Source organism: Lysinibacillus sp. (genome assembly GCF_032093475.1).
GTDB lineage: Bacteria > Bacillota > Bacilli > Bacillales_A > Planococcaceae > Lysinibacillus > Lysinibacillus irui.
In genome coordinates this window covers 1-18682 of the sequence record NZ_DAMDAY010000093.1, presented here as the reverse complement: position 1 = coordinate 18682, position 18682 = coordinate 1, and the positions used below count along the sequence as shown (strand labels likewise).

19 protein-coding genes and 1 pseudogene are annotated in these 18682 nt (G+C 37.3%); 1 reads left to right on the top strand and 19 read right to left on the bottom strand.

Annotation, left to right across the window (positions count from 1 at the left end; all coding sequences use genetic code 11):
• Positions 1-34: 34 nt before the first annotated feature.
• Positions 35-720: pseudogene (locus tag RT445_RS17320) on the bottom strand (tyrosine-type recombinase/integrase).
• 235 nt (positions 721-955) lie between these two features.
• Here RT445_RS17320 and RT445_RS17315 point away from each other — a divergent pair.
• Positions 956-2365, top strand: a complete 1410-nt coding sequence (locus RT445_RS17315) for a VanZ family protein (protein ID WP_312505497.1) — start codon at positions 956-958, stop codon at positions 2363-2365.
• Between the two features lie 413 nt (positions 2366-2778).
• Here RT445_RS17315 and RT445_RS17310 read toward each other — a convergent pair whose 3' ends face one another.
• The 18 genes from RT445_RS17310 to RT445_RS17225 all read right to left on the bottom strand — a co-directional run.
• On the bottom strand, positions 2779-3225 hold the full coding sequence (locus RT445_RS17310; RefSeq protein ID WP_274796494.1) for a GNAT family N-acetyltransferase: 447 nt from the start codon (positions 3223-3225) through the stop codon (positions 2779-2781).
• A gap of 607 nt (positions 3226-3832) precedes the next feature.
• The gene (locus tag RT445_RS17305; RefSeq protein ID WP_312505500.1) at positions 3833-4360 is read right to left on the bottom strand and encodes a permease; all 528 of its coding nucleotides are present in this window, start codon (positions 4358-4360) and stop codon (positions 3833-3835) included.
• Complete coding sequence (locus RT445_RS17300) at positions 4357-4839, bottom strand: hypothetical protein (RefSeq protein ID WP_274796492.1); 483 nt, start codon at positions 4837-4839, stop codon at positions 4357-4359. Before RT445_RS17300 ends, RT445_RS17305 begins: the two co-directional genes overlap by 4 nt.
• Entirely contained in the window at positions 4832-5173 is a 342-nt protein-coding gene (locus tag RT445_RS17295; protein ID WP_274796491.1) for a PadR family transcriptional regulator, read from the bottom strand. Before RT445_RS17295 ends, RT445_RS17300 begins: the two co-directional genes overlap by 8 nt.
• 192 nt (positions 5174-5365) lie before the next feature.
• Positions 5366-6397, bottom strand: coding sequence for a S66 family peptidase (locus RT445_RS17290; RefSeq protein WP_312505503.1), 1032 nt, complete (start codon positions 6395-6397; stop codon positions 5366-5368).
• A gap of 374 nt (positions 6398-6771) precedes the next feature.
• Positions 6772-8268 (bottom strand): carboxypeptidase M32, encoded by a 1497-nt coding sequence (locus RT445_RS17285; RefSeq protein ID WP_312505504.1) that lies wholly within the window; start codon positions 8266-8268, stop codon positions 6772-6774.
• Positions 8269-8357: 89 nt separating this feature from the next.
• Positions 8358-9440 carry a helix-turn-helix domain-containing protein gene (locus RT445_RS17280; protein ID WP_312505506.1) on the bottom strand — a complete coding sequence of 361 codons (1083 nt, stop codon included), beginning with the start codon at positions 9438-9440 and terminating at the stop codon, positions 8358-8360.
• 269 nt (positions 9441-9709) lie between these two features.
• Positions 9710-10657: a malate dehydrogenase gene (mdh, locus tag RT445_RS17275; RefSeq protein ID WP_312505508.1), complete on the bottom strand. Its 948-nt coding sequence runs from the start codon at positions 10655-10657 to the stop codon at positions 9710-9712.
• Complete coding sequence (locus RT445_RS17270) at positions 10657-11025, bottom strand: BMC domain-containing protein (protein ID WP_274796486.1); 369 nt, start codon at positions 11023-11025, stop codon at positions 10657-10659. The genes mdh and RT445_RS17270 overlap by 1 nt, the downstream gene beginning before the upstream one ends.
• Entirely contained in the window at positions 11018-11302 is a 285-nt protein-coding gene (locus RT445_RS17265; RefSeq protein WP_008176433.1) for a EutN/CcmL family microcompartment protein, read from the bottom strand. Before RT445_RS17265 ends, RT445_RS17270 begins: the two co-directional genes overlap by 8 nt.
• A 36-nt stretch (positions 11303-11338) precedes the next feature.
• On the bottom strand, positions 11339-12211 hold the full coding sequence (locus RT445_RS17260; protein ID WP_274796485.1) for a phosphate propanoyltransferase: 873 nt from the start codon (positions 12209-12211) through the stop codon (positions 11339-11341).
• Positions 12212-12223: 12 nt separating this feature from the next.
• Positions 12224-12814, bottom strand: coding sequence for a phosphate propanoyltransferase (locus RT445_RS17255; protein ID WP_274796484.1), 591 nt, complete (start codon positions 12812-12814; stop codon positions 12224-12226).
• A 178-nt stretch (positions 12815-12992) separates the two neighbouring features.
• Positions 12993-13271: a BMC domain-containing protein gene (locus RT445_RS17250; RefSeq protein ID WP_004269321.1), complete on the bottom strand. Its 279-nt coding sequence runs from the start codon at positions 13269-13271 to the stop codon at positions 12993-12995.
• Between the two features lie 20 nt (positions 13272-13291).
• Positions 13292-14782 carry an aldehyde dehydrogenase family protein gene (locus tag RT445_RS17245; RefSeq protein WP_313471078.1) on the bottom strand — a complete coding sequence of 497 codons (1491 nt, stop codon included), beginning with the start codon at positions 14780-14782 and terminating at the stop codon, positions 13292-13294.
• A 15-nt stretch (positions 14783-14797) separates the two neighbouring features.
• A complete protein-coding gene (gene eutL / locus RT445_RS17240; protein ID WP_312505513.1) occupies positions 14798-15448 on the bottom strand; it encodes an ethanolamine utilization microcompartment protein EutL in 651 nt (216 codons plus the stop codon).
• 11 nt (positions 15449-15459) lie between these two features.
• A complete protein-coding gene (eutC, locus tag RT445_RS17235) occupies positions 15460-16467 on the bottom strand; it encodes an ethanolamine ammonia-lyase subunit EutC (protein ID WP_274796480.1) in 1008 nt (335 codons plus the stop codon).
• Between the two features lie 9 nt (positions 16468-16476).
• The gene (locus tag RT445_RS17230) at positions 16477-17847 is read right to left on the bottom strand and encodes an ethanolamine ammonia-lyase subunit EutB (RefSeq protein ID WP_274796479.1); all 1371 of its coding nucleotides are present in this window, start codon (positions 17845-17847) and stop codon (positions 16477-16479) included.
• 5 nt (positions 17848-17852) lie between these two features.
• A partial coding sequence (locus tag RT445_RS17225; protein WP_313471075.1) for an ethanolamine ammonia-lyase reactivating factor EutA occupies positions 17853-18682 on the bottom strand: 830 nt, incomplete at its 5' end.

The window sequence follows — 18682 nt, the reverse complement described above, 5'->3', positions numbered from 1 at the left end:
TTCTACATGAGTGTCTTAATTGAATGAAAGTTTTTTAAAAGTATTTACTGTATAAATCCTGTCTTAGCTTTCCGCTTAGCTGAGCGTATCTTTGTAGTCTCACTCTTTTCATGACCTAGTAAACTTTGAATGACATCAATTGGCGCACCGTTATTAATCATATGCGTTGCATAGCTGTGTCGTAATTGATGCGGATGTATACTCTTTTATACTAGCACGATTTGATATGCGCTTGATAATATATCTTAAATTATCAATGCTCATTCGCCTTTTCGGCCGTCTGTCCGTAATAAACAAACGAGGTTCCTTATCCTCTCTTTCATCTAAATACCTTTTTAACCAAATAGAACAGCGGGTATTAAAGTACACTTCCCCTTTCTTTATCACCTTTCCCTTGTACAATTACTGAATTCGATTGAAAATCGATCTCTTCTCGATTTAATATTACAACTTCACCAATAAGGCAGCCGGTTGAATACATAAACTCAAATAGTGCTTTCTCCATCGTTGTTTGACAAGCTTCCCTTAGATGTTCTATCTCTAATTCTTTCCTAAACTAGAAGGCTTTAAGTGGTCTCCTGATCGTATTAAATATTCTTTTAATCTATCTGTATTAAATTCGTTCATATCAATATCCCCCAAAAATCGCAATAATAGATTGTATTGACATACAAGGATATTCAACAAACTAAAAAAATATTGATAGTTCCGAACTCTAATTAATCAAAAAGGTACTTTCCTTGTTTCCAGGAAAGCGCCCGATTGTTGAGTACCTTATTGAAGATAAGCACCCGTTAGCCGAATAACAACCATCTTATTGAAAACAGTCATTATTAAATACTTAATAACTAAACATACTTACATACTTCATAAAATCTTAAGTTTTATACTTAAAGAACCTTAAGATTTTCTTGCTACAATGAACAAGGCAAATTATTAAGGAGGTTACGTTACAATGGATTTGATTAGTATAGTATCGGGTCTTTTACCGTATGTAAAATATTCTATTTTTATCATCACAATCTTGATAATTGGATACTTTATATATAGAAAATTTTATCAGGGGAAATATCCAATACGTCTTTCTAAATTTGTTCTCATCACTTTACTTATTTGTTGGTTCATTGTAGTATTTGGAATCACTACTCTCAGTAGAGGGGCAAAATATACAGATCAGATTAATTTCAGTCTATTCACTAGTTATGTAAATGCATGGAACAAGTGGTCACTGACTGAATATCAATTAATCATCTTTAATATGTTAATGTTTGTACCGTTAGGCGTACTATTACCGTTGATTCATCATAAAAACAAATCATTTTGGCGTGTACTCGTCATATCAATTGCTTTCACGTCTTGTATTGAAATTTCCCAATTGATTACAGGTAAAGGGATTTTTGAATTAGACGACCTTTTGCATAATACCATTGGGAGTTTAGCAGGGTACTTTATCGTGATGGTATTCATTTTATGGACTGAACAACGAAAATTAACATTTATACCGATTGTGAAAGCTATTTCTATTCCAGTAGTTTTTATTACGTTATTTGGCGTAGCAAATGTGGTATATAACGCTCAAGAATTTGGGAATCTACCATTCAAACCTGCACAAAAACAAAATATGGAACACATACAGATGCAACTGGAAACTGAACTTTCCAATAAATCACCTAACGCATGTGTTTATTACAATAAAGATGTAAATGATATAAAAAAAGGAAAATTAATCGCCCAATCCATTGCTAAACAATTTAATTTGAAACAACAAGGTGGCATACGGATTGAAGTGGATAATCGTATATTTACATTTCAAGACGATGAAGGCAGTAACTATTATTTAACTTATTTCATGTCAAATGGTTCTTGGTCCTTATCATTCGATAATATAAATGATGACCCCCTAAAAGTTGATATTAAACAGAAAAAGCAACTTTTAGAAAATTGGTTAAAAAGTGAAGGATTATTACCTAATAACGCTATCTATCAGCAGCAAGATGAACGTACAATTCGTTGGGATTTAGCTGAACCAGAGAATTTACAATCCACATGTGAAGATTTCTCTAAAGGTCTGGTTATGATTAGTCTTTTTAATCAGCAAGTACCCGACATATTATTTGACATCAGTGACAATGAAATGGTTGCGAAAAAGCAATTAATTTCACAACAGCAAGCATATAATGTAATGGAAAACGGAGAGTTTAGCACATACAATCCTTTACAAAAAGGTGATACATTAACGATAACGAATGTTCGTCTAACATATACTTATGATACAAAAGGTTATTATCAGCCCGTATATGTATTTACATGCAATGTAAATGATTCAGACTACATAATTGAAGTTTTAATCTCAGCTATTCAGTAAATAAAAAACCGAACTTGCCCAAATAGTGGACACTAAAAAAGTGTAGCTATTCGGGTTTTTTGTTCAACATCTCTTATTCAATTAAACTGGCCCTATAATGAGATGGAGCGCTAATCCTTATTACAGAATCGCGCCCGATTGTTGAAGATCAAGTTAGTGTTCATTGTTTTTTACTTGTTAAACTAAAGCACCCATTTAGTTCAAGAAAACTTTCAACCTGTGATTTTGAAGGACTAAAATCATCATTTCACAATTGCACCCCATCAAGTTGACAGTCGAAATAAAAAACGGCTTGTACCCATAATTCTAAAGAACTCAAGCCGTTTACACATTTAGTGATAATGATTAAAAATAAATATAGTCATCTAACACACTTCTTGTTTAAATTCCGTAATTAATCTAATTAATGCATTTTAAAACACTTTAACTTTCATTAGAGGAAGATGACGATTTGGGAACACCGAAGAAGGAGTAGAGCCAATGCACTCTGCTCCCATTTTTAAATAAAAACCTTCAGCATTAGGTTCGCTATCAAGAGTAAATTCGTTTATTCCTAACTCTTCTGCTTTATTTAGTAAATGGTCCCAAATCATTCTCCCTAATCCTTTACCGATATAATTAGGATCTATGAACAATGCATCTAATTTCCGTTCACTAATTGTAAAGCTATAGAAAGCTACTATCTTGTTATCACTCTCCATTAAATAAACGGGATTTTCTTCTATGTATTCTTTAGTTACAGTCAAATCATCTTTACATTGTTGTAGAAAATCTTCTGTATATCCCCAGTAAGCTTTTGATTTATAAGCCAAGTTGGTTAAAAAATTGCAATCTTCTATTTTTGCTCTCCTAATGAACATTATATTCCCCCTGAACTAATTATTTTCTCATCATTTAACTTAGGAAATTTGGGTTAAATTCCCATAATATAACTATACCTCGAAACTTAAAGGAAAAACAAGTTGATCTTGCTAATGCTGTTTCTGATGAAAAAAGGCGCATTTCTTAGAGAAACGCGCCCGATTGTTGAATATCAAGACAGTTATCTTGTCTCCTGCTGTCAAAATAGACCTCTATATTTGATATCCAAAAAGAGGTTTGAAAGTTTCTTTTTAATAACAAAGTAAGTTAATATACCTAAGCAAATATATATAATCAACATACCACTCCCCATTACTAACGAAAATTTAAATCCACTAATTAGAGAGTATATATTTAGTAATATATAGATTGTTAAAAATACAAGACCTTGCTTCCTGCTCTTAACAAAAACAGAAGTAAAAATAGCTAATATTAAACTGACGCTAATTAATTGTCCTAAAAAGACCATTGTATACATCAAAATATTAATCCCCAATCCAAATATCACCTCGCAACATGATTCATAAAAGCGCCCGATTGTTGAATAACGTATTCATAACATTATAAATTAGAAATTGAGGGGTTAAAAGTTTTAATGACTTAAATCTATATCTCCATGGTTGCATTATCCTTTAGTAATTTTTCTTGGCTGTATAATTTTTCAAAAAGAATTCCTGTTAAATAGTAAAACACGAGACCAAAACAAATATGAATAAGTGTGAATTTAAGACCAAATGATGTGAATTCATACAACAGAACCGGCAATTTGACTGTCGACCAAGCCCCTAAGAAAAATACTATATGGCGCACACTAGCTCCTTTTTTCAATAATAATATTGCTATTGGAAAGGCTATATAAAGAGGGCCTGCTGCTACCGTTGCTAATAATAGAGTGAAGAGGACTCCATATATACCTGATTTTTCACCCATATAACTAATAAGTGTTTCTTTCGTTACCCATTGATCTAATAATCCAACTAATATAAATATAGGAGGTAGCAGAAATAACATATCCAAAATACTTTTACCAGTTAACTGAACGGTTTTTATAGCAATTGCTTGATTCATAAATGTAAGAAGAAATAATCCTAATAATAAAATGAAAAAGAAACGATATCTTTTTAGCTTCATCATGTCATCACTACCCAAATAATTAATGCAAATAGAAGAGACATTATTATGGAAGAAATATTTCGAGCATAAGCAAAACTTCTTCCAAAAATCTTTTGCTCCATAGTTAAAGTAACAAGTCCTACAGACATCAATGTCGACATTAATACGGCAACTTGCGGAAGGGCAGCTCCATTCTGAACTAATGTATGTCCGAGAGGAAAGACAATAAAGCTTGGAACTAAAGCAATTGAGCCAATAATCGTGGAATAGATGATACCTAAGAAACCTGAATTCCCCCCAATAATGGAAGAAATAAGGGATGGTGTCAATAAAGATAATGCTAGACCAATAAATAGCATAATCGCTAATAAATCTGGCAAAACATTTCGAAACATTGTCCATGATTTAAATAATGCTGTTTTTGTTTTGTATTTGTCTTTTATGAAGGAAATTCCCAAATATATAGAGGCTATCGAATAGAGAACTAAGCCACTAACCATTATCTTGAACCTTCCATTTCTCAAATTTATCTAGGAAAAAAGCTAAATTTTTCAATTTTTCTTCAATATCTAGATGAAATTCTTCTAATTTTCTTTTACCAATAGTAGTAATTTTGTACATCCTTATCGGTTTGTCTTGCTCAGATATATTCAAATAAGATTCAACAGCGCCTTCTTCCTCTAATTTTTTTAGCGTGCGATATAATATCGCACTATCAATTGGGTTGATGGGAAGCTCCTCCTCACATTTTTGTAGAAGTTTTCCCCCATAGTTATCTCCCTCTGTTAAAAACAGCAAAAGAAATGCTCCTGTATGTCTCCCTGTATGCTTCATAAAAGATACACCCCTCAAATTTTTTAATGATACAATATCACTGTTATTGACAGTATACTGTCATTAACAGTAACAAGTCAATATTTTTTCTTTGTTCTAACCTTGCCCTTAAATTGAAAAAGCACTTTCCTTATACAAGAAAAGCGCCCGATTATTGAATATCCATATTTGTCCCAAAAAGCCGCTAACATCTTACAGTACAGCGTTTTCTAAAATAGTAAAAGAGCTTCTATTACAATTAATTTCTGCTAATGCACCAAGAGGTAAAATGAATTTTGGTTCGGTATGTCCAAAGTTCATATTGTATAGAATTGGTGTATCCTCCAAGTTAAATTCTTTCATCACTTTTAAAATCTCTTCTTTATATTCTTCGCAATACTTTTCATCTTGTGGTTTACCAAATATAATTCCGTTTGCTTTTTGTAAAATACCTTGTACACCGTAGTTTCTCAACCAATATCTAAGTAGGTTAGGCTCTGGTTGATCTTCAGATGTTTCAAAGAAAAGGATGCAATTTTCCCAGTATTTTTCTTCAGGCCATAGCACGGTACCTTTAGCAAACTCTAGTACTTCAATGCACCCTCCTATTAAACGTCCCTGCACTATACCTTTACCTTGCAGCAATTCGTATCCTTTATTAGGCTGCATTGTGCGTTTTTGATTTTTATTTGATTCTATCCATTCTAAATGCTCACTTGTCCATTCTACAGAAGGAACAATTTCACCTATTACTTCATTAGAAAATAGCGTTTTCTGAATAGATTGAACGGTATATGAGTGCATTTCAACGTTTTCAGCAAAATCGGTTAAAATTGCTGGTCCATAAAATGAAGATATACCCGCCTTCAAACAAAATAAATGAACAATCGTTACATCTGAGTAACCCAATAAAATTTTAGGATTTTTAGTTATAACCTCAAAATCAATGTAATGGAGTAAACGAACACTATCATCTCCACCAATATTTGCAATAATAGCTTTAATCTTGGGGTCCTTAAAAGCCATCATTAAGTCCTCTGCACGTGCTTTTGGATTTTTGTCTAGATAATCTGCACCTTTCAAGCTATTTGGCATTGCTATAACTTTCAGTCCAAAAACCTCTTCAAGTCTTTTTACGCCTTGTTCATAACGCCATTTTAATTCTGGTTCTCCAGCACCTCCCCAAGAAGGACTTATTGTGGCGATATAATCTCCTTGCTGGAGTTTATTTGGCTTTAATAACATATAAATTCACCTCAAATTAGATTTAATTTCATTAAAAATAACATATTAATGGAAATTTTTTAAACAGTCTATCATTTATGTAAAATAAGCTACTAAATCCTTGTTTGGTAACATTGCACAAAATGATTTTATTCCACAATCTGGCCCGAATGTTGAACAAAATAGTTCAGCTTAAAAATAATTCGTTATAATGTTGCATATTTTATAAAGAATAATAATGAAACATGTGAATTACTTTAAATCTTAAATTGTAATTTTGTCCCATCCGCTTGCAAAATGCCAATCTTATGAATTATTTCCAATTCCCCAGCTGACTCAAAAGGCTTTTTTAAAGCAATAAGCGATTTCTCATTGTAGAGAAATCGCTTGCTTTTTTATAACTGATATAGCTTTGTATATTTTTCTTGTAAATAGTTTGCAAGGTACTTAGCATTTAAGCCTTCCCCTGTCGCTTCTTTCAGCAATTCAAATGGCTTTTTCAATGCTCCATATTGATGAACTTTATCAGTTAGCCACTCTCGAATTGGCAGTAGCTCTCCTTTTTCTAGTAATTCATCAAAATTAGGAATATCCTTGTCCATCGCATGCTTCCACTGCGCCGCATAAATCATCCCTAATGCGTAGGATGGGAAATAGCCAAACATGCCGCCTGACCAATGCATATCTTGTAGCACACCTTGTGCATCTGTTTCAGGTCGAATACCTAAATACTCTTCATATTTATCATTCCATACCTGTGGTAGATCCTTCGCCTGTAAATCCCCATTGAACAAGTCACGTTCAATTTCATAGCGAATCATAATATGTAGTGGATACGTTAGTTCATCCGCTTCAATACGAATAAAGGAAGGTTCGACCATATTAATGGCACGTAAAAATTCGTCTAATGCAACATCGCCAAATTGAGCTGGTGAGAAGTGTTGAAGACGCTCGTAGTTATGCTCCCAGAACTTTTCATTTCTGCCGACAAAGTTTTCATAAAATAATGATTGTGATTCATGAATCCCCATCGAAGTTCCAGTTGCTAACGGTAGACCTGCAAGTTTTTCATCAATGTTTTGCTCATACATCGCATGTCCACATTCATGAATTGTGCCAAAAATGGCTGAACGGAAATCATTTTCATCATATTTTGTTGTAATACGAGCGTCTCCATAATTTAAGCCAATCATAAATGGATGCACACTTTCATCCAAGCGTCCTGCCTCAAAATCATACCCAAGCTGCGTTAGCATTTCTAATGATAGCTCACGCTGTGCTTCCCTTGGGAAATGCTTAAATAACATATCTGTATTTGGCTTATTCGATGAATCGGCAATTTTCTGGACAAGTGTCACAATTGATTGACGTAAGTCGCCAAACACTTGATCTAAGACATCTGTCGTCATATCTGGTTCATATAAATCGAGTAATGTATTGTACGGAGATCCGTTTTTTATGCCCCAATAGTGAATGAATCTTTTCTGCCATTGAATGATTTCTTCTAAATATGGTAAGAAAAGGGCGAAATTATTAGTTGCCTTTGCTTCTTCCCAAGCCGTTTCCGATTTTGATTGAAGAATCACGTATTCTTTATATTCATCTGCTGGGATTTTTTTGTTTTGATCGTAATTCTTTCTTACTTCTTCCACTAAACGAAGTGTTACATAGTCAAGATCCGCTTTTTGTGTTTCTAAAGCAGATAAAAGCTCGCCTAATTCTTCACTTGTCTGCATATCAAATAAAGAGGCTGACAATGTGCCAATAACCTCTGAACGTTGCGCTAGCCCTTTTTTGGGTGCACCTGTCCGCATATCCCAATAAATCACATTGAGTGCTTCCTCATAATGTTGCATCTTCTTCACATAGTCTATAAATTGTTGAACTGTCATGCTTTTATCCTCCTTTTCCCGTTATAAGTTTATCATATTTTCGAAAATTTTGTATATTGTGGACCTTTTGGTAAAATGAATCTGACTATTCATTCTTTACTTTTCTCGATAAGTTTACTATATTGACGATCCCCTAATCCATAGTGAGGAAATAAGTAGAATAGTTGCTTTATCAGATCATTTTGAGGCATATCGAGATGTTTTTTTATGTACGTGGTAATCTCGTTCTCCTCCTTTAAATAGTTGAAATATAATTGAACGCCCTGGTACATGACTGGTAAAACTGTAGCCTTTGGAAGACGATGCTGTATCAACACCTGTTCATAGATCTCCATATAATCGCCTAGTACTATCTCCGTTTCTTCCACATCATAGGTCATTTCCTTGACCATATGATAATAGACCTTGCCTTGATACCCTTGTTGTTCTAAGAAAGCAAGAACTGTCAGTAGATTCAGCTGACAAAACATATCGTCTCCAAACCATAAAACAATACATTGATAGTCATTTGTCAACAATGGTTTCAACGGATTCACTGTTATCAGCTCATAATCCTCTAATGACACCTGATGCCCCGTAGCACGAATTTTATTAAATTCTTCACTGAAAATCACACTAGTCGTTGGATTTGTACACATCGCTTCATTAAAAGGTACGTAATCAGAGTTCCCCATTAATTGCTGTTTAGCAAACTCTTCATACATCATTTGCCCGTTCAATACATTCAATATCTTTTGATCATATTGGGCATTGATTTTCTCTTGTAACGCCTCAATTTTTAATTTTTGTGAAATATCCATCGTAAACCATCCTCTCTCCCCCAGTAAATTCAGCTTCACGAATGTTTGTAAAGGTTGTGGGGACCTTCTGTAATCGTTTGGACTTATACCAAATGTATTTTTAAAAGCTCTAGAAAAGGATTCCTGAGATGAAAAACCATGATAAAAAGCAATGTCGATGATTTTCTTTTGTGGATCTTTTAAGGCCATTGAAGCAAGATACATTTTTCGAAGTGAACTATATTTTTTGATTGTTATTCCAGTTATCTGGTGGAATTTAAAGGAACAGTAATAAGGGGAGTACCCCATATCCTTCCCTAAATGCTCTAATGAGAATCCCTCTAATAGATGACTTTCAATCCATTCAACCATCTCCTGTACGATGTTGTTCATCCACATCCCTCCTTATTTGATTATAGTAGAAGTGTTAATCGTTTTTATGATATAGGTTGTGAACATAACAAAAAACTGTAGCAAACATTTAAGCTTGCTACAGTCAGATCTCCCATAAATGAGAGTGTTATATATAATAAGGGGAATATTAACTAGCTTTCAGTTATGTTCGGTTTCCAATCAAACATTTTTAAGAGCTATTATGAAGTTTCGATCGAAAGAAAGTTGGGGATCCTATCTTTCAATTTAAAAAATAGATTGTGTTTTCACTATTCAATGTTTTGGCAAATGGCAATCACTTGTTTAACAGCCTCTGCTGAATGCTGGAGGGCTGCTTGTTCTTCATTGGTTAGGTGCAATTCAATCACAGATTCAATCCCATTGCCACCTAAAATAGTTGGTACCCCTAAAAACAGATTGTGGTATCCATATTCACCTTCTAATAGGGCTATAGAAGGGATGATTTTTCGTTGATCTTTGATAATGATTTCAACCATCTGTGCACATGCCGCAGCTGGGGCATAATAGGCACTTCCGTTTCCTAGTAAACCGACAATTTCACCGCCACCTTTACGTGTACGCTCGACGATTTGCTGAAGTCGTTCCTGGGGAATTAGCTTTTCTAATGGAATACCTCCAGCATAGGAATAACGGATTAATGGCACCATTTCATCACCATGTCCCCCTAGCACGAAGCCAGAGACATCTTCTGGTGCAATTTGAAGCTCCTGGGCTACAAAAGTATTGAAGCGAGCTGTATCTAACACACCAGACTGACCGATAATCCGATTTTTAGCAAAGCCTGTTTCCTTATGACACACATAGGTCATAGCATCAACTGGATTACTCAACACAAGGACGATACTATTTGGAGCATAGTGTTTAATTTGTCTTGAAACCTGTTGAATAATTTTGGCATTTGTAGTAACTAAATCATCACGACTCATGCCTGGCTTACGAGGGATACCAGCTGTAATAACGACAATATCGGCACCAGTTATATCTTCGTAATCACTCGTCCCTTTAATGGAGACATTAAACTTTTCAATTGGGCCTGTCTGTAGTAAATCCAATGCCTTCCCTTTTGTCGGGTTCTCAGCCTCTGGAATATCGACAAGCACCACATCACCTAATTCTTTTTGTGCTAAAAATAAACTCAATGTAGAACCAGTGTGACCAGCTCCAATAACAGCGATTTTATTTTTACGAAAGGCCATTATTCTTCACCTCGATTATCTGTCGTCGGTGTTGCTTCGGTTGTTTTTTTAGCACGTGCTGATGCTGGTGTAGAGGCAGGCTTTTTCTTTGGTGCCTCTGGGCCTTTAATCATTTGGAATACATCTTCATCAGGTCTCGGAATGACATGAGCGCCTAATAGTTCACCAACACGCATGGCAGCAGCCTTTCCAGCTTCTACCGCTGCTTGTACTGAACCTACGTCACCCTTCACGACGACCGTCACAATTCCACCATCAACGAATTCCTGTTTAACGATTGTGACGTCTGACGCCTTAATCATGGCATCCGCTGCTTCATACGAACCAACTAAGCCTTTTGTTTCAATCATTCCAATTGCGCTACTCATTGTCTTCACCTCTCATCACTTCAGTAGAATCAATAATACCTATAACAACTGCATCGATTGGTAATGGATTTTCTTTCATAATATAGCGTGATGACCCACCGCTTGTAATGAGTACATCATCACCAATCCCCGCACCTATACGATCAGCTGCAACAATTTCTGTGCGAATCGGCTGTTGATTGGAGTCAATGGGTTGAATGATTAATAGCTTTAATCCATTCAGCCCTTCCTCCTTACGTGTTGCCCATACACTGCCTATTACTCTACCCATTTGCATGAACTTCACCCTCTTTATGCGACACAAATTGTCTTACTACTCAGCTCGGACCGTTAATGTTTTATTTAGCTCTCGTAGCTTATCATAAGCCAATGCTGTCACAATCGTTTTCTTTGGTACTACAATTTCTTGTGCTTCTATTTCTAGCACTTCTATTTGTGAAAGTAGCTTTTTATCATAATGATAGACGGATGGTTTCTCTACTTTCTCTACGACTGGCGACTGCACTTTCACTGGTATAGAAGATGGTTCACTTCCTTGGTGATGTACAATTTCAGCAAGTGTTCCCTGCTGAATTAATCCTGCATTGGCTTCATCTGTATCGATATGCATTTCTAATCGATAACGCTCTGATACACGGATGACCACATTCGATAAAATAATCGGGCGAATTCCTTCTACCTTGATTTGAACAGACTGTCCATCTACTACATTAAATCTCGCACTATCCGCAGGGGACATATGAATATGTGCCTGTGCAATAATAAGTCCTTCATTTAACACGACACTCCCCTTTGGACCGATTAATGTAACAGGACTAGAACCTTGAATATCACCGGAAATTCTTAATGGAGGTTTCAACCCTAATTTCATAGCATCTGTCCAGCTTACTTCCACTTGAGACAACGATCGAGCTGGGCCAAGAATACGTACTCTCTCAATTGATCCTTTTGGACCAGCAATTACTACGGTTTCCTCTGCAGCAAATTGCCCTGGCTGTGAAAGCTCAAACTTCGGTGTAAGCTGATAATTCTCACCGAAAAGCTGCTCCACCTCTGCTTGTGCAAGATGGACATGGCGGGCAGATACACCAATAGGAATTTTACCGTCATGTGGAGGGGAAGATTGATTTTTTAAGACTTGCTGCAGAACTTCTTCCACAATTTTTTGAACCAGATTTTCTTGCATCTTGCCTCCTCCTTACGATGAGATTTTTACTAATTTACCCTGTGCTTGCTGTTCAATAAAACCTGCATTGGCTTCATCCGTATCGATATGCATTTCCAGACTAAAGTCATTGGAAACACGGACGACTACGCCACGGAAAGTAACAGGTCGATCACTTTCAACTTCCACAGAAACCAATTCGTTATTATGCACTTCCAATGCTTTGGCATCTTCTTCTGTCATATGAATATGTGCCTGTGCAATGATAACACCCTGCTCGATATGCAATTCTTTATTTTGGTGAAGGATTTTAATGCCTGCAGAATGGTCAATATCACCCGACTGTCTTAACGGAGGTTTCACACCAAGCTTCATGGCATCTGTTCGGCTGACTTCCACCTGTGTTGCTGGTCTCACTGGTCCAAGTACACGAACATTATGGATAATGCCTTTTGGACCCTCGATAGAGACACGCTCCTTGGCAGCAAATTGCCCAGGCTGTGATAAGTCAAAATCCTTTGTCAGCGTTGCATTTGGACCAAAAAGTGCTTGCAAATCCTCTTCACTAAGATGAATATGACGAGCCGAAATGGCCACTGGAAATGTTTTTGTAGCTGTTGTCACGTTAGCCACCTCTTTATCTCATTAATTGTTTACCTATTAGACAAGATGAGAGCTGTCCTCTGGTAGGATTAACTCTCATCCTAATCCTTTATGCCCTAGCGTAATTGTGGTGGTGTTGTATCCACAGTTTAATTCACCAACAATTGAGATGGGCGTCTTGTCCTAAATAAAGCTAAAATTATGCTTCTGCTTTTGGTAAAATCATTTCTAATTCGTGATGTGGACGTGGGATTACATGTACTGATAGAAGTTCTCCTACACGTTGAGCTGCTGCTGCACCTGCATCTGTTGCTGCTTTTACTGCACCTACATCGCCACGTACAAGCACTGTTACGATACCGCCACCTACATGTACTTTTCCTACTAAATTAACGCTTGCTGCCTTTACCATTGCGTCTGCTGCTTCAATTGCTCCTACTAAACCTTTTGTTTCTACCATTCCTAATGCTGTACTCATTTGTCATTCCTCCAAATAATTTATTTATTTTGTAATGTGATTTGTTTTAATACTTGATCGACAATTTGTTGAACCATCGTCGTGTCAAGAGCAGGCTCCTGTGAGACAACCGACTCAACAACGGATTGTACTTCAAATTCTGGTTTTGGTACTTCGACATCTTTAATGCCATAAGCCATACGTTTAATATTTAATAGGTGTCTTGCTGTAATGTTATCCGACGTAATATTACCGCCAAATGTACCACAGCCTAATGTAAAGGATGGTGCTAATCCTGTTGTTCCACCTACTGCACCGATAGATGATAATGTATTGACTACAATACGTGAGACAGGTAATTCAACAGAGAATTGCTCAGCTAATGCTGCATTTTCAGTGTGAATCGAGCATGTATGTCCACGACCACCAATATTTAATAGGTCAATCATGACTTGCTTTGCTTCTGTACTGTTTTCTACTATATAGAGGGCAAAGATTGGTGAAAGTTTTTCAAGCGAAAACGGAATATTTTTACCAATCATCGTTTCTAACCCAACAAGAACTTTTGTATCTTCTGGGACTGTGATGCCAACAGAATCTGCTAAGCAAGTAGCTGATTTCCCGACAATTTGTGGATTTACCTTTCCAGGAACAGGTGAAATTAATTTCTCCATTTTTGCTTTTTCTTCAGCATTTAATAGATAGGCACCGTTTTTCTTTAATTCCGTCTGTACCTGTTCAGCAATCGCCTTATCTACAATGATGGCTTGTTCTGTTGCACAGATGGTGCCATTATCGAACGACTTACTGTGAACCAGTTGACGGACAGACTTTTGGATATTAGCTGATTTTTCGATATAAGCTGGGACATTCCCCGGCCCTACACCATAAGCTGGCTTTCCAGAGCTATAGGCTGCCTTCACTAAAGCACCGCCGCCTGTTGCTAAAATTAAATGAATATCAGGATGCTTCATGAGCTGTTGCGTAGCTTCCATAGAAGACATCGTTAAGCATTGCAGTAGCCCTTCAGGTGCACCAGCTTGTTCCGCCGCTACTCGACAAACATCTAACGCCTCTTTTGTACATTTCACCGTATATGGGTGTGGACTTAGCACTAATGCATTTCTTGTTTTTAAAGAAATAAGTGTTTTAAAAATGGCTGTAGATGTTGGATTCGTCGTTGGCACTATACCTGCGATGACCCCAAAAGGACTCGCAATCTCTGCCACTTTCTTCATCCGATCATAGCCTACAATACCAACCGTTTTTAAGTCTTTAATATCTTCATAGACATCTCGTGAAGCCACTTCATTTTTCATTTTTTTATGATTAGGGATACCCATCCCTGTTTCTTGCACAGCCATTTTTGCTAAACGGTCTGCTTCCTTAAAGGCAGCATCCGCAACAGCCTTCACTATGTTGTCTACTTGCTGCTGTGAAAATTGCATGTAGGCAGCCTGTGCTGTATTAGCCTGTTTAACGGCATCTCTCATTTCTTGAATTGCTAATAAATCTTTGTCTAATGTGGCCATAAAGCCGCCTCCTTTCTAGATCACTGGATTTCTAGCTATATTTTCAATAGCTTCTCTGAAAGCATTTGCCGCAGCCTCGCAAGATGATTGACTACCACTTAATAGGCCGCCACCAAAATTGGTTTCAGACGGAGGGCCAAAGAAAACCTTTAACTCTACATCTGCCGCCTTTAATGCTGCATCTAATCCAACTACTGCCTCTAGTGGCGGTGCGATTAAATAGGCAAGTGGTGTGCCGACGTTTACATTTGCCAGCTCGGCGAGATACGTTCCACAGCTTGCCACTGTATGGGCAAACAAAGCATGATTTTCATTGTTATTAATCGCCTCGAAGTACGTATCAAACTCAATTTTTTGTTGAATGGCATCAAGTCCGCTACGAATTTCATCAGGCGAGCTTCCTGCAATGATGCCAATCATTTCACCTGATAATGGGCCCGATGCATGAGCTGCTCCCGCATAGAAGCTTTTCGCATAGATAACGTCAACATCTGCCTTTTTCGTTGCTTCATCAATAGCAACATATCCAACATCATCAATGGTCAATGTGACAAGCCCAATGCTATTGTGATATGGCTTTAAATCTAGCTGCTCTGCTAATTCACTGTTGACTCTTGGAATGGTTTGCATCGCCAAAATTTGCGCCATAATTTTTTGAGGATTCATGTTTCAGCCCCCTAACCTTCTTTTGCGACAAGCTCAACGCCACTTGCCTGGTAATGCAAGATTTTTTGTACGACTGTTCCTAAATAAGCACCCGCTTCTAATGGTGGAATACCACCTTTGTGGATATTGGATATCACCATACGCTCCGCTTCGACTGTACCGATTCTTGGCTTGTAGCATAAATACGCACTCATCGATTCTGCGGAGACAAGACCAGGACGCTCACCAATTAAGTAAACAATTACCTCTGCCTGTAACAGCTCTCCAATTTCATCCATCAAAGCGACACGGCCTTTATCAATATAAAATGTAGTACCGATGTCAATATTTAAATTGCTAAGACTTTGTTGAAGTGCCAAGTACACATCCTGCACATTTTCTTCAATGGCACTGGCACTTAGGCCATTCGAAATAATAATCTGCACTTTAGGCTGTTGCTTACATTTTTGTTGAATCAGTGCCTTTGATTCCTCTGATAAACGACGACCTAAATCAGGTCTTGTAATGTATTCTTCCTTATCAGTTACTTTCGTTGTTACTTGAAAAACATCTAGTTTTTGTAAAAGCTCTTCGGAAACTTCACCATATACGGCATCTACCGCAGCAGCATGATCAAGTCGGAACTTTAACCATGTTTTCGTTTTTGGTCTCGTCCCTGCTCTACCAACGCCAATTCGAGCAGGTGTATGTTTTTTTGCAGCCTGCACACTTTCTGTTAATGATTCTGCTTCAAACTGAAATGGCTTAATCGGCACAGCCGTATTAAAAGGTTGTTCAAAAGTAGCAGGAGCTATCGTTTCCGACTGAGGCGCTCCGTGCTGATACAGCTTTATTAACGGTCCCTGTGATGTCGTTTGAGACTCTGTTATTTCTGTCGGACGATTGTCGACTGTATCAAATATTTTAATAAGTGATTGTTCTGCTGGAGGAGCTACAACTTCAGGTGCTTGGTTTCCTGTATTTTTCTCCATCTTTTCCATGACAAGCTGTGTAATCATAGAGACTAATTGATCATTCACTCGATTCACCTACCTTTCAAAAATGGATAAATCGCCAGCTCTTGCTGAAAGTCGACCATTTTCATAAATGCCCATTTTTTCTAACCATGCTAAAAATGCTGGTGCTGGTTTTTTACCAAATGTTTGGAGTAATGTAGCTACATCATGGAAGCTCATCGATTGATAGTTAAGCATTACATCATCACCCATTGGCGCAGCGATAATAAAGTTAACGCCTGCCGCTGTCAGTAGTACACTTAAATCTTCAATATCATTTTGATCCGCTTTAATATGGTTCGTATAACAAATATCTACACCCATAGGGATTCCATGCATTTTGCCCATGAAATGATCTTCTAGACCAGCACGAATAACCTGTTTATTGTTGTATAAATACTCTGGACCGATAAAGCCAACTACTGTGTTGACAATATAAGGATTAAAATGTCTAGCAAAGCCATAATTTCGCGATTCCAGTGTTACTTGGTCAATACCCATATGTGCCTCTGCCGATAGCTCTGAGCCTTGACCTGTTTCAAAGTAGAATAAATTTGGACCAGTACCTGTTCCTTGTTTTTTAATGAGCTCCTCTGCTTCTCGTATTAAATCAGCAGAAATACCGAACGAACGGTTAGCAATTTCTGTCCCTGCGATACTTTGGAAAATCATATCTGCTGGGGCACCTTGTTTAATTGCCTTCATCTGTGTTGTAATATGAGCTAATACACAGTTTTGTGTAGGAATGGACCAATCATTGATGAATTCCTTTGTAGCCGTAAGCACTTTTTTGACACTTTCAACTGAATCATCTACAGGATTAATGCCGATAACAGCATCCCCAATACCATAGGACAGTCCTTCTTTTAGAGAGGCGATGATGCCATCAATATTATCTGTCGGATGATTTGGCTGTAGACGAGATGACAGCGTCCCTTTTTGACCAATCGTAATATTACACGTTGAAAGTATTTCAACTTTATTGGCTGCATGTACAAGATCTAAATTGGACATTAGTTTTGTAACAGCGGCAATAATCTCGGAATTCATCCCTTTGCTTAAACGCTTTAGCTCACGGTCACCCGTATCATTTGATAAAATGTATTCGCGTAGCTGTTCGATGCTCCAGTTTTTGATTTCTCCATATATTTGCTCATTAATGTCACCCTCAATAATGCGTGAAACCTCATCATTTTCTTGTGGCACTAATGGATTTTCTCGAATATCTTTCACTAACAGCTCACTTAATACAGCCTTTGCTGCGATTCGTTGTTGAACCGTTTCAGCTGCAATCCCCGCTAGCTGATCGCCTGATTTTTCTTCATTGGCCTTCGCCATGACATCTTTTAATGATTTAAAATTATATTTTTCTCCACCAAATATCACCGATAAATTCACATTCATCCTCCTTACTTTGAGTGAAAGGCAAGAGTTTTTACAACAACAGGAACAACGCCAGATGGCAGAACCTCTCCTATGTCGATATAATCACCCGTCTCCACTTTAATTTGATCGATGCAAATAATTGGTACTGTAGAATTAATTGCTTGTATGGTTTGTCCAATAATCTTTGCATAATCTGATTGAATGACTATGATAATTGGTATGTCCTTGGAGCATCTTGTCGCCAAATGCTGCAAAACAGCCTCACACAATGCATGTACATCCTGAAAGCTTAAATACGGCAATTCACTAAAATAGAGGGCAAATGGTGAACGATTATCCTGTATGGAAAATAGATCATCCGCTCGCTCAACAGCTGTCTTTACTACAGTGTTAAAGTCTGTTGTTGCATCGTTCATATGGCAGTTGAAGACAGGCACATTTTTTAGTGGTAACACGTCGGCATCTACTTGAATAGTTGCGCCACTTATTTCAGTGGTCTGTGTACCTGCCCCCGTGACTGTTGCTCGTGCTGTTTCCTCTGGTCGCAGCCATAAAAATGATTGAAGCTGCTCATGCTTAAGTAGCGTTTTTGCTAGTTTTTCGCCAATATCATCATACTGACGCTGCGTACAGTCATTTTCATAAATACAGGAGGCTACACCACCTGAAAAGACAATGGCATCAACTGGTTTATGCCAGTTGGGTAAATGTCCTAGTAATAATGGATGCTCTTTATTGGTACATTGTCCATGAAGAATCATGGCAAGTGTTCCAACCATCTCTTCAATACATTGTGAGACGCGAACATCCTCTGCCGCATCACCGACAGCTAACGGATTAGACCAGTTTTCCA